The following is an 11019-nucleotide window of genomic DNA, read 5'->3' as shown; positions in this document are numbered from 1 at the left end:
GGTGTGGACGGGTGGGGGGCCCCGCCCCCTGGGGGGCGGGCCGTGGGGCTTGGTCGCAGGGGCCCCGGGGGGGGGGGCCCCGGGGGTCCCCGGGGGGCCCGCCTCCGTATGAGGGTCAGTGCGCCGGCAACGGGCCGACGCGGCGGGCGGAGTAGGTGACGAGGCCCGCGCCCATGCCCAGGAACGCGATGCCCCCGATCAGGTACGGAGTCGTGTCGATCCCGGTTCCGGTGTCGGCGAGCGTCGTGCCGTCGGTGCCGGTGGCGTCGACGGCGGACGTCCGGCCCGGTGCGCCCGCGGTGGCGTCCGTGCCACCGGTCGCGTTGGCCGTCGGTACGAACCAGAGGGCGCACAGCAGCGTTCCCGCGGCGGTGGCGGTCAGGAGCGGGCGGCGGGTGATGGCCACAGAATCGATCCCCCTTGTGACAGCCATGAGTTAGGCCTGCGGCCGATGCTAGTGAAAGCAGCGGGTCGCGGGAAAGCCGCGGCGGCCGGGAGCTTACGCTCCGGCACATGAGCACTTCTGAGACATCACGTTATGTTCGGCTTCAGGTGGAAATGGTGTTGGAGATCACGGACGCCGACGCCCTGAGCGGAACCGCCCTGGAGGGCCTCGCGGCCGAGTTCGGTGAGCCCGGCGGCGATTCCGCCGAGGAACGCACGCATGCCGAGACCGCCGTCCGGGAAGACGCCGCGGAGGCCCTCGCCTCGCTGATCGACCCGTTCGACCTGGTCAGTGAGGTGCCCGGGGTCGAGCTGACCCAGGCCTCCTGGAACAGCGAGAGCATCGCCTACGACCCGCAGGACCCGGACGGATGGGACCTCGACGACGACGATGACGGCGAGGACGAGGACGACGGCGACGAAGGCGGTGCCGGCGTCCCGCACAATGGGGAGGAGAACGACGACGACGGCAGTGCGGAGCGGCGGGCGTAGCAGGTGGGGAACCACCGGCCCCGGCCCGCTTCCGGCGGGCCGGGGCCGGTGTGCGTGACAGCCGGCGCACCGGGTCGTGGAACTGCTGGACAAACCGGGTCGGACACCGGCGGCCCCTGCGTGGTGGACCACGGGAACCACCGCTGATACCACCGCGTCGATGAGTGGTGTTCCCCACATCTCCCGCAGATGTGGAACGGGCAACCCCTTCAGGGTGTTCTTGGAACATTGACGGGGTACCGCCGGTCAACGGCCTGGCTCGGGGTTTTTGGGGATTTCGGCAACGATGGAGAAGCGTGTGATGACGGACAGCAAGCGGCGCAAGGGCCTCATGGCCGCGTCCGCACTGCTCGGCGGCGTGCTGGTGCTCACGGCCTGCGGCGACGGCGGCGACAAGGGTTCCAGCCCCGACAGTTCGAAGAAGTCACAGGCGGCCGAGGTCGACAAGGCGGCGGCCGAGGAAGCCTCGGAGGCGCAGATAGCGATCTCGCCGAAGAACGGTGCGACCAACGCGAGCATCAACAACGACGCGAAGGTCTCCGTCGCCAAGGGCAAGCTCACGGTCGTCACGATGACCACGGCGGCCGGTGCGAGCGTCAAGGGCACCCTCGCCGCCGACGGCACCAGCTGGAAGCCGGACGCCCAACTGGAGCGCTCGACCACGTACAAGATCAACGCGACGGCGAAGGACTCGAAGGGCCGCGAGGCGCACGAGAACTCCTCCTTCACCACCGTGTCGCCCGCCAACAGCTTCATCGGGAACTTCACCCCCGAGAACGGCTCCACCGTCGGCGTCGGCATGCCCGTCTCGATCAACTTCAACAAGGCGATCACGGACAAGAAGGCCGTCCTGGACGGCATCACCGTGACGTCCAGCAGCGGCCAGCAGGTCGTCGGCCACTGGTTCAACGCACAGCGTCTGGACCTGCGCCCCGAGGACTACTGGCAGGGCGGCTCCACCGTCACGCTGAAGCTGGCGCTGGACGGCGTCGAGGGCGCGGACGGCGTCTACGGCGTGCAGCAGAAGACGGTCACCTTCAAGGTCGGCCGCAACCAGGTCTCGACCGTGGACGCCAAGACGCACACGATGACCGTCACCCAGAACGGGAAGACGATCAAGACCATCCCGATCTCCGCCGGCTCCTCGGAGAACCCGACGTACAACGGCCAGATGGTGATCTCCGAGAAGTTCAAGGAGACCCGGATGGACGGTTCGACGGTCGGCTTCACCGACGACGACGGCAAGGGTGAGTACGACATCAAGGACGTGCCGCACGCCATGCGGCTGTCCACGTCGGGCACCTTCATCCACGGCAACTACTGGGGCGCCAAGTCGATCTTCGGCAGCGCCAACACCAGTCACGGCTGCGTCGGTCTCTCCGACACGAAGGGTGCCGGCGACGCCTCCGCGCCCGGTGCCTGGTTCTACAACAACTCCATGATCGGTGACGTCGTCATCATCAAGAACTCCCCGGACAAGACCATCCAGCCCGACAACGGCCTCAACGGCTGGAACATGAGCTGGGCCCAGTGGACGGCTCCCGCGGCCTGACCCGACGTCCTCCTCGCCCCGGGCAGGACCCCGATCGGCCCCAAGTCCCCCACCGCAGGCGGCGGCACCGGATCCCCACGGATCCCGGTGCCGCCGCCTGCGGCGTTCCCCGGCGTTCTCATCCGGATCTCATGGTGGCCTTAACCCACCATCACAACCGGTCCATAACCTCGCGCCATGTTCTTCACCTACCTCCGGCGCGAACTGCGCCGCCGCAGAAAGGCGGCGCTCGTCGTCGCCTCGGGGCTCGGCCTCGGCATTGCGCTGGTCATCATCGTCAGTTCGGTCTCCTCCGGCATGAGCAAGGCCCAGGACAAGGTCCTGGAATCGCTCTACGGCCTCGGCACCGACATGACCGTCACCAAGGCCGCCGCGGCTCCGGGCTCCGGCACGGAGCGGCCCAAGTTCGAGTTCGACGCCAAGGAGAGCGGCGACGACTCGACACAGAGCACGGACCGGGTCATGGTCCAGGGCTTCCAGACCCTGGCCTCCACCACCGTCGACAAGGTGGACAAGCAGGACGGCGTCGCCGACGCCGTCGGCGGACTGAGCATGACCGTCATGAAGGTGGACGGCCAGTTCAAGCGCGGTGAGTTCAAGCAGGAGGGCGGTACGTCCCAGGGCGGCCGCGGCGGCTTCGGGGGCGGCGACCAGCCCCAGGGCGAGGTCAAGGGCGGCGGCGCCTCCTTCGACGTCAACTCCTACACGGTCTACGGCACCGACGTCACCAAGCAGGACCTGGGCCCCCTGACCTCGTCGAAGATCACGAAGGGGCGGACGTTCAAGGCCACGGAGACCAACGGCAAGGTGGCCGTCGTCGACGCCGCCTACGCCAAGGAGAAGAAGCTCACCGTCGGCAAGACGGTGACCGTCCACGGCACCAAGTTCACGATCGTCGGCGTCTCCGCGGCCGACAGCGGCGACGCGGCCGCCAACCTCTACATCCCGCTCCAGCGGGCGCAGACCCTCGCCGACGCGAAGAACAAGGTCACCACGGTCTATGTGAAGGCCGCGGACTCGCAGCAGATCGACAGCGTCAAGTCCACGATCCAGAAGAACATCTCCGGCACCACCGTCACCACCTCCGCCGATCTCGCCGACACGGTCTCCGGCTCCCTGTCCACCGCGTCCGACCTGGCCTCCAGCGTCGGCAAGTGGCTCTCCATCGCCGTACTGATCGCGGCCTTCCTGGTGGCCGGCCTGCTCACCTCCTCCGCGGTCAGCCGCCGGGTACGGGAGTTCGGCACGCTCAAGGCACTCGGCTGGAAGAGCGGCCGGGTCACCCGCCAGGTCGTCGGCGAGGCCCTCGTCAACGGCCTGATGGGCGGCGTCCTCGGCATCGCGGTCGGTCTGGCCGGCGCGTACGCCGTCACCGCGATCAGCCCCACCCTGACCGCACAGCTCGGCTCCTCCGGCGGCTCCGGGCGCGGCATGATGGGCGGCGGCCCCGGCCGCCAGAGCGCCTCCAAGGCCCTCGACATCGCACTGACCGCGCCCGTCTCCCTCTCGATCATCCTGATCGCCGTCGGCCTGGCCGTGGCGGGCGGGCTGATCGCGGGCGCCTTCGGCGGCTGGCGCGCCTCCCGGCTGCGCCCCGCGGACGCCCTGCGCCGCGTCGAGTAGCCCCTCGCGGGACACCCGTCGCCCGGGAGTCCCTGCCCCCGTCCCCCGTGATCCGTGATCCGGGACCTGTTCACCGGGAACCCCTCACCCGGCACCCGTTGACCCGGCACCCGTTCATCCGGGACCCGCGATCACCGTCCAGCAGGAGCTGACCCATGTACACGCTTCAAGGCGTCACCAAGCGCTACACGCGCGGCAAGTCCACCGTCCACGCGCTCGCCGGCGTCGACCTGACCATCGAGGACGGCGGCCGCCTGGTCATCCAGGGCCCGACCGGCGGCGGCAAGTCCACGCTGCTCCAGATGCTCGGCGGCCTGGACCGCCCGACGGCCGGCAGCGTCGAACTCGACGGCGTCGACCTCGCGAAGCTCAGCGAGGCCAAGCTCACCAAGGTGCGCGCGGAGAACATCGGCTTCGTCTTCCAGAGCTTCAACCTCATCCCGACGCTCACCGCCCAGGAGAACGTCGAGACGGCCCTCGTACCCCTCGGCGGCAAGGCGTCCGAGCGGCGCAGACGCGCGGCGGAGGCGCTCGACTCGGTCGGTCTCGGCGAGCGGCTCGGACATCTCCCCGGGGAGATGTCCGGCGGCCAGCAGCAGCGCGTGGCGATAGCCAGGGCCCTGGTCAAGCAGCCCAAGGTGCTGCTCGCCGACGAGCCCACCGGCAACCTCGACGAGTCCATGCGCGACGAGATCATGGAGGTGCTGGAGACCATGTGGAAGGAGCACGGGCTCACCTTCATCATGGTCACCCACGACAGCGCGATCGCCCGCAGGGCCCCGCGGCTGGCGACCATCCGCAAGGGCAAGGTCACCATCACGGAGAACGCGGCAGCCTGAACGGCCTTTACACACAAGGCCGTTGCCGTTGTTGTTGCTGTTACGGCCACAGCCGCGGTTCGCACTCACCGCCACAGCCACCGCCGTCCGCGGGCCCGCACCGGGTTCGCGGACGGCGGCGCGGGTTCACCCCAAGGCTTCACGCGGCCTCATGCGGCTTTACGGCGGCCTTGCGCGGCTTCAGGCGGCCCGTCCGGCGGCGGCCCGGCGGTGTGCCACGAGATCGCTGCGGCGGACCTGGCGCACCCCGGCCGGGTCGGCGTACGGCTCGGCGTACGGATCGCCCTCCTCGCAGCCGCGCGGCGCGGGGCCGGGTCCGTCGTCCTCGCGGGCGAGGTGGGCGCGCAGCCCGTACCAGGGCTGGAGCGGCAGCCAGCACAGGCCGTGCAGCCAGCGCCGCACCAGCTGCCCCGGTCCCGGCCGTCCGCCGTCCGGCAGGCTCACCACCCGGATGCCCATGATCAGCTTCCCGGCGCCGCCGCCGACGAGTGCGGTGAGCACCACCTGATTGAGGAACGAGATGACGGGCACCGGCCCGAGCAGCAGCGCGACGTCCCCGGAGAGGGGCGTCGAGTCCACGTGCGGCCGGGCCAGTAACCCGGCGGCGACCAGGCAGAGATAGCAGTCGAGACCGACGGCGAGATAGCGGCGCATCTCCCCGGCCCTGGGCGGTGTGCGATGCCCGGCCCGCCCCGTCCGGCCGGGTATGTGCGGGGGCCTCGGCTGACCGGGACCGAGCAGTGTGTTGCCGGCCAACCGCGTTGACCCGTAAGGCTGATGAGGATCCCGGCTGTCGCGGTTCCCCCGTGAAGTCTTCATGACGGCATCATGTCTGATCGCCCGTCACCGCGGGCCCGTCCGCCCGCCTTACCTCAGGGGTGATCGACGCTCCCCGACGCCCCCGGCAGCATGGTGTGCACCAGCGGACGGAAGACCGGAGGACGTGACCATGACCGCGTACGCGATCGCTCATCTGCACCCCGACGGCCCGGCCAACGAGGAGGTGCTGGAGTACATCGAGCGCGTTCAGTCGACCATGGATCCGTACGGGGGCCGGTTCCTGGTGCACAACGCACCGGTCGAGGTCATGGAGGGCCGCTGGCCCGGCGCCCTGGTCATCCTGGAGTTCCCCGCGATCGAGGCCGCCCGTACCTGGTTCGCCTCGCCCGCCTATCAGGAGCCGGCCCCGCTGCGGACCCGGAACATGGCGGGTGACGTGGTGCTCGTGGACGGTGTCGTACGGGATTACGACGCCCGGTCGACCGCCGCCGCGCTGCGCGCCGAGGTGCTCCGGCCGGGAGCCGTGGTGTAGCCCGCTCCACCACGGGTCGGGGGGCGGGCGCCCTCGTGCCGGAGCCCGCCGGCCGGAAGGATGGGTGACGCGGCCGGACGCCGACCCGGCTGCGTCACCCGCGCCGCCCGGGGCCACCCACGAGGCCGAGGCGCCCCACCCGCTGGAGGAACCCCGTGAAGGCACTGCTCGTCGCGATCGTCGCGAACGTCTCCCGCTGCGCAGCCCGCGCGAGTCCTGAGGGCCGCGCACGCCGGCCTCACAGCCACGGTCGGCCCCCTGTGAGGTTCACCACTTCGGGGGGTGTCCGGGCATACCCCCCAACCCGGTCGTTCCGCCCGGAACCGGTCCGGGGCAAGGCTTCCGCCGCCGGTCCGTACACGGGCCGGCGGGATTCACCATGTGGATGCCATGGAGGATTCGGCGGTCCCACTGGGACACTCGGTAGGTCACAACGGTCCTGTACGTCGCAGTCGTGAGCGCGGTATCCGCGCTATCCGGGCGACGCCCTCAATGGGGAGGGGGGACCTGGCGCCCTCCGGGACGGGGGCGCCTTCGCGATGAGCCGACCCATGGAAGGTCTTGATCAGATGACGGCCACCCCTGACTCCGCAACGCCGCACGCCGCCGAGAACCGCGTCATCGAGCCGCTCTACGCGGAGATCCTCCGCCGCAACCAGGGCGAGAAGGAATTCCACCAGGCGGTGCGGGAAGTCCTCGAAACGCTCGGCCCGGTTCTGGCCCAGCGGCCGGAGTTCGTGGACGCACGGATCATCGAGCGCATATGCGAGCCGGAGCGCCAGCTCATCTTCCGGGTGCCGTGGTCGGACGACTCGGGCGACATCCACGTCAACCGCGGCTTCCGGGTCGAGTTCTCCAGCTCGCTGGGCCCGTACAAGGGCGGACTGCGCTTCCACCCCTCGGTGAACCTCGGCATCGTGAAGTTCCTCGGCTTCGAGCAGATCTTCAAGAACGCCCTCACCGGCATGCCCATCGGCGGCGGCAAGGGCGGCTCGGACTTCGACCCGAAGGGCCGCTCGGACGCCGAGATCATGCGGTTCTGCCAGTCGTTCATGACCGAACTCCACCGCCACCTGGGCGAGTACACCGATGTCCCCGCCGGTGACATCGGCGTGGGCGGCCGCGAGATCGGCTACCTCTTCGGCCAGTACAAGCGGATCACCAACCGCTTCGAGTCCGGTGTCCTCACCGGAAAGGGCCTCGGCTGGGGCGGCGCCCTGGTGCGTACGGAGGCGACCGGCTACGGCTGCGTCCTGTTCACCGCCGAGATGCTCCGCAGCCGCGGCGAGTCCCTCGACGGCCAGCGCATCGTCGTGTCCGGCTCGGGCAACGTCGCGATCTACGCGATCGAGAAGGCCCAGCAGCTCGGCGCCACGGTGGTCACCTGCTCCGACTCCGACGGCTACGTCGTGGACGAGAAGGGCATCGACCTCGCCCTGCTCAAGGAGATCAAGGAGGCCGGCCGCGGCCGTGTCTCGGAGTACGCGGAGCGCCGCGCCGAGGCCGTGTTCGTGCCCGGCACCGGAGTCTGGGACGTCCCCTGCGACGTGGCCCTGCCCTGCGCCACGCAGAACGAACTCCACGAGGCCGACGCGCTGACCCTCGTCCGCAACGGCGTGAAGGCCGTCGCCGAGGGCGCCAACATGCCCACCACCCCCGAGGCCGTCCGCGTCTTCCAGGACGCGGGTGTGGCCTTCGCCCCCGGCAAGGCGGCCAACGCGGGCGGCGTGGCGACCAGCGCCCTGGAGATGCAGCAGAACGCCTCGCGCGACTCCTGGACGTTCGCCCACACGGAGGCGCGCCTCGCGGAGATCATGCGCCACATCCACGACTCCTGCTACACCACGGCGGAGCGCTACGGCAGCCCCGGCAACTACGTGGTCGGCGCCAACATCGCCGGCTTCGAGCTGGTCGCGGACGCGATGCTGGCGCAGGGTCTGATCTGACCGGGTTCCAGACGCACTGACACGGGCCCGGGACGCGCATGCGTCCCGGGCCCGCGGTCCGCGTGGAGCAGTCGGCGCGCGTGTACGCAATTATGTGTACGCTTGCGTCATGGCTGAGACCGTGACCGTACGTGAGGCCCGCACCCACCTGGCCGAGGTCATTGACCGGGCCGAGGCCGGAAAGACCACGGTGGTGACCCGCAATGGCAGGCGAGTCGCCGCGCTCGTCCCGATAGACGTACTCGACGCTCTGGACGCGGCAGCCGACGAACTGGCCGCACGCGAAGCGGAGGCACATCGCGAGGACCCCACCGTCAGCATGGCGGAGCTCCTCGCGGATCTCTTCGAGGGCGGGACTCCGGCCGCGTGAAGTACGCCTTCCGTTTCACCGCTCATGCCCAGCGTCAGCTGCGCTCGATCGACCGGCAGGACGCGCTCCGTATTCTGACCGCCATCACGCCGCTCGGTGACGACCCCTGGCGGGAAGACGCCGACGTCAAGAAGCTGTCAGGCCATGACGGTCTCTATCGTGTGCACGCGGGAGAGTTTCGGGTGGTCTACGAGGTCCGGGGCGACGTGCTGGTCATCCTCGTCCTCCACCTCGGCCATCGGAGCGATGTCTACCGGAAGCTTTGAGGGCTTGCCGACTTGCCGGGAGCGCCCGCCGGCCAGAAGTAGGCAGGTGGGCACTTCCTGGTCTCGGTCGCCCCGTCACTCCCCAGCCGGAGCGACCCCCACGGGGCACGAGACGCCCGTCCCGCCGATTCCGCAGTAGCCCGCCGGGTTCTTGTCCAGGTACTGCTGGTGCGCGGCTTCCGCCGGCCAGAACGTGCGGCCCTCCGCGGGCAGGATCTCCGTGGTGATCTCGCCGTGGCCGGAGCCGGTGAGGACCTTCTGGTAGGCCTCGCGGGACGCCGCCACGGCCGCCGCCTGCTCGGGGGAGTGGGTGTAGACCGCCGAGCGGTACTGCGTGCCGACGTCGTTGCCCTGGCGGAAGCCCTGGGTCGGGTCGTGCGACTCCCAGAAGAGCTTCAGGAGCTGCTCGTACGTGACGACGCGCGGGTCGTACACGACGCGGACGGCCTCCGTGTGACCCGTCAGGCCCGAGCAGACCTCTTCGTACGCGGGGTTCTCCGTGAAGCCGCCCTGGTAGCCGACGAGCGTCGTCCAGACGCCGTCCGTCTGCCAGAACTTGCGCTCGGCGCCCCAGAAACAGCCCATCGCGAAGTCCGCGACCTCCAGACCCTCCGGGTACGGGCCCAGCAGGGCGTTGCCCAGGACCGTGTGGCGGGACGGGACGGTGAATTCGGGGGTGGGGCGGCCGCGCAGCGCCTCCTGGGGCGTGGGGAGCTGCGGGGTACGGCGGTGCAGGAACATGCGGGGGCTCCTCATGGGTCGGCGTGCTGTCCGTACAACGCACCGGGACCGCCGTGGATTCCGCCGCCCGTTCCGCAGCCCGGTCAGCGGCGGGGCGTGCCGTCGTCGGACTCCATGTCCTCGACGTAGGCGGCGGTCCGCTTGCGGGCCTTGAACCAGAAGTAGAGGCCGAGGCCGATCAGGATCAGGGGTATCAGTCGGGCCATGAGGTGTACCGGTCCCATCAGTCAGCAGGCCGCGCGGTGGGCGCCTTGTCGGTGCCCACCGTCGCACACCGTCCGATGACAAAGGGCCGGGAGGCTGTCCCGCTACCGCAGCAGCGTCGCCGGGCTGCCGCCGTTCGCCTCGTAGCCGGCGACCGCGAGGGCCCGGTACACGGTGTACTCGGCGGCCGGGTCGGAGCTCTCCGTCCACGGCAGCGCGCCCACGTGCCCGTCGATGTGGACGAGCTGGCCCATCGCCTCCGACCAGCGCTCCATCCGGACCAGGAACAGCACCAGGAGATGGCGGACGTGGGCGAGCATCGGGTCGTCGGCGCGCGCCGCGTGGACCGCGAACAGGGCGCCCTCGACCGCCTTGGTCACCGCCTGGCTCCGGTAGAAGCTCCGCACCATGTTGACCTCGGGCAGGTGCTCGTACAGCGCGAAGAGCGGCAGCGCGGCCAGCAGCGACCCCTGCGGGGCACGGGCGGCGGCCGCGGTGGCGAAGCGGTCGGCCTCCTCGCGGGAGCCGTGCCACTTCTCGCACCAGAAGTGCAGCGCCGCGATGTGCGCGCCCATGTGCGCGGGAGCCCGGTCGATGATCTTCGCCCAGAGCTGGTCGAACTCCTCGTGCGAGTAGCCGAGCCCACGCGCCGCCGCCAGCTCCACCAGGTACGGCACCGGATCGCCCGGCGCCAGCAGGGCCGCCTCGCCGACGACCGTACGGGCCTCCTCCAGGATGATCCGGAAGTCGTCCGTGCCGACGGTGGACGAACGCCAGGCCTGCTGGACCAGGAACTCGGCGTGCACGGCCGCGCCGCCCGCGTCCTTCGGGGACTCGGCCCGCCACTTGCGCAGCCAGGCCCCGCCGACGCCCGGCCGCTGCGCCAGCTCCAACGAGGCGGCACCGGCGAACGCCTGCACCCGCTGCCACCGCACCTCGCCCTCCTTCGGCGTCCCGGACAGCAGCTGGGAGGCCGCCCGCCACTCCTGGGTGCCCTGGACGACATCGAGTACGTCCAGGAGGTCCTGGTCGGGGCCCGGCATCCGGATGTCCAGTTCCTCCTGGCGGGCGAAGCCGTAGGTGTCCGGGTCGGCGGCGTCGGGGGAGCCGGGCGCCACCTGGCGGATACCGCCGCGGCGCCGCAGCACGAAGGGGCCGACGACCGCGGCGAGCATGCACAGCGCGAGCAGGAACCAGAGAATCTCCATGCCCCCATTGTCCCGGACGGGC

At 70.5% G+C, this 11019-nt stretch carries 13 protein-coding genes; 8 read left to right on the top strand and 5 right to left on the bottom strand.

Features of this window, described 5'->3' with window-relative positions; all coding sequences use genetic code 11:
- Positions 1-115: 115 nt before the first annotated feature.
- Positions 116-406 carry a hypothetical protein gene (locus ACIQM0_RS33880; protein ID WP_401294227.1) on the bottom strand — a complete coding sequence of 97 codons (291 nt, stop codon included), beginning with the start codon at positions 404-406 and terminating at the stop codon, positions 116-118.
- Positions 407-513: 107 nt separating this feature from the next.
- On the opposite strand from ACIQM0_RS33880, the gene ACIQM0_RS33875 reads away from it, so the two are divergent.
- From ACIQM0_RS33875 to ACIQM0_RS33860, 4 genes are all read left to right on the top strand, one after another.
- On the top strand, positions 514-936 hold the full coding sequence (locus ACIQM0_RS33875; RefSeq protein WP_401294225.1) for a hypothetical protein: 423 nt from the start codon (positions 514-516) through the stop codon (positions 934-936).
- A gap of 286 nt (positions 937-1222) precedes the next feature.
- Complete coding sequence (locus tag ACIQM0_RS33870) at positions 1223-2488, top strand: Ig-like domain-containing protein (protein ID WP_401294223.1); 1266 nt, start codon at positions 1223-1225, stop codon at positions 2486-2488.
- A gap of 177 nt (positions 2489-2665) precedes the next feature.
- The gene (locus ACIQM0_RS33865) at positions 2666-4111 is read left to right on the top strand and encodes an ABC transporter permease (protein WP_401294221.1); all 1446 of its coding nucleotides are present in this window, start codon (positions 2666-2668) and stop codon (positions 4109-4111) included.
- A gap of 155 nt (positions 4112-4266) precedes the next feature.
- Positions 4267-4950 (top strand): ABC transporter ATP-binding protein, encoded by a 684-nt coding sequence (locus ACIQM0_RS33860; RefSeq protein WP_123461265.1) that lies wholly within the window; start codon positions 4267-4269, stop codon positions 4948-4950.
- A gap of 180 nt (positions 4951-5130) precedes the next feature.
- Here the strand turns inward: ACIQM0_RS33860 and ACIQM0_RS33855 are convergent, their stop codons facing one another.
- Positions 5131-5604 (bottom strand): RDD family protein, encoded by a 474-nt coding sequence (locus ACIQM0_RS33855; RefSeq protein ID WP_401294219.1) that lies wholly within the window; start codon positions 5602-5604, stop codon positions 5131-5133.
- A 295-nt stretch (positions 5605-5899) separates the two neighbouring features.
- On the opposite strand from ACIQM0_RS33855, the gene ACIQM0_RS33850 reads away from it, so the two are divergent.
- The 4 genes from ACIQM0_RS33850 (at position 5900) to ACIQM0_RS33835 (ending at position 8844) form a co-directional block, all read left to right on the top strand.
- Positions 5900-6262 (top strand): DUF1330 domain-containing protein, encoded by a 363-nt coding sequence (locus ACIQM0_RS33850; protein WP_401294218.1) that lies wholly within the window; start codon positions 5900-5902, stop codon positions 6260-6262.
- A 569-nt stretch (positions 6263-6831) separates the two neighbouring features.
- Positions 6832-8208, top strand: coding sequence for an NADP-specific glutamate dehydrogenase (gdhA, locus tag ACIQM0_RS33845; protein WP_401294216.1), 1377 nt, complete (start codon positions 6832-6834; stop codon positions 8206-8208).
- A gap of 109 nt (positions 8209-8317) precedes the next feature.
- Positions 8318-8578 carry a type II toxin-antitoxin system prevent-host-death family antitoxin gene (locus ACIQM0_RS33840; RefSeq protein WP_363022383.1) on the top strand — a complete coding sequence of 87 codons (261 nt, stop codon included), beginning with the start codon at positions 8318-8320 and terminating at the stop codon, positions 8576-8578.
- Complete coding sequence (locus ACIQM0_RS33835; protein WP_401294214.1) at positions 8575-8844, top strand: type II toxin-antitoxin system RelE/ParE family toxin; 270 nt, start codon at positions 8575-8577, stop codon at positions 8842-8844. Before ACIQM0_RS33840 ends, ACIQM0_RS33835 begins: the two co-directional genes overlap by 4 nt.
- Before the next feature lie 75 nt (positions 8845-8919).
- Here ACIQM0_RS33835 and msrA read toward each other — a convergent pair whose 3' ends face one another.
- The 3 genes from msrA to ACIQM0_RS33820 all read right to left on the bottom strand — a co-directional run bounded on the left by msrA (position 8920) and on the right by ACIQM0_RS33820 (position 10997).
- Positions 8920-9585, bottom strand: coding sequence for a peptide-methionine (S)-S-oxide reductase MsrA (gene msrA / locus ACIQM0_RS33830; protein ID WP_401294212.1), 666 nt, complete (start codon positions 9583-9585; stop codon positions 8920-8922).
- Positions 9586-9668: 83 nt separating this feature from the next.
- Positions 9669-9791: a hypothetical protein gene (locus ACIQM0_RS33825; protein ID WP_363022387.1), complete on the bottom strand. Its 123-nt coding sequence runs from the start codon at positions 9789-9791 to the stop codon at positions 9669-9671.
- A 102-nt stretch (positions 9792-9893) separates the two neighbouring features.
- Positions 9894-10997, bottom strand: a complete 1104-nt coding sequence (locus ACIQM0_RS33820) for a hypothetical protein (protein ID WP_385035701.1) — start codon at positions 10995-10997, stop codon at positions 9894-9896.
- Positions 10998-11019 lie beyond the last annotated feature (22 nt).

Origin of the sequence: Streptomyces sp. NPDC091387, assembly GCF_044756945.1 — a bacterium.
Classification (GTDB): Bacteria; Actinomycetota; Actinomycetes; order Streptomycetales; family Streptomycetaceae; genus Streptomyces.
The sequence above is the reverse complement of the archived record's forward strand: the minus strand, read 5'-3'. Positions and strand labels throughout refer to the sequence as shown.

What these genes read in the sequence shown, in the direction of transcription:
- ACIQM0_RS33875 (WP_401294225.1), top strand. Translation starts at nt 514, where the DNA reads ATGAGCACTTCTGAGACATCACGTTATGTTCGGCTTCAGGTGGAAATG.
- ACIQM0_RS33870 (WP_401294223.1), top strand. Translation starts at nt 1,223, where the DNA reads ATGGAGAAGCGTGTGATGACGGACAGCAAGCGGCGCAAGGGCCTCATG.
- ACIQM0_RS33865 (WP_401294221.1), top strand. Translation starts at nt 2,666, where the DNA reads ATGTTCTTCACCTACCTCCGGCGCGAACTGCGCCGCCGCAGAAAGGCG.
- ACIQM0_RS33860 (WP_123461265.1), top strand. Translation starts at nt 4,267, where the DNA reads ATGTACACGCTTCAAGGCGTCACCAAGCGCTACACGCGCGGCAAGTCC.
- ACIQM0_RS33855 (WP_401294219.1), bottom strand. Translation starts at nt 5,604, where the DNA reads ATGCGCCGCTATCTCGCCGTCGGTCTCGACTGCTATCTCTGCCTGGTC.
- ACIQM0_RS33850 (WP_401294218.1), top strand. Translation starts at nt 5,900, where the DNA reads ATGACCGCGTACGCGATCGCTCATCTGCACCCCGACGGCCCGGCCAAC.
- gdhA (WP_401294216.1), top strand. Translation starts at nt 6,832, where the DNA reads ATGACGGCCACCCCTGACTCCGCAACGCCGCACGCCGCCGAGAACCGC.
- ACIQM0_RS33840 (WP_363022383.1), top strand. Translation starts at nt 8,318, where the DNA reads ATGGCTGAGACCGTGACCGTACGTGAGGCCCGCACCCACCTGGCCGAG.
- msrA (WP_401294212.1), bottom strand. Translation starts at nt 9,585, where the DNA reads ATGTTCCTGCACCGCCGTACCCCGCAGCTCCCCACGCCCCAGGAGGCG.
- ACIQM0_RS33825 (WP_363022387.1), bottom strand. Translation starts at nt 9,791, where the DNA reads ATGGCCCGACTGATACCCCTGATCCTGATCGGCCTCGGCCTCTACTTC.
- ACIQM0_RS33820 (WP_385035701.1), bottom strand. Translation starts at nt 10,997, where the DNA reads ATGGAGATTCTCTGGTTCCTGCTCGCGCTGTGCATGCTCGCCGCGGTC.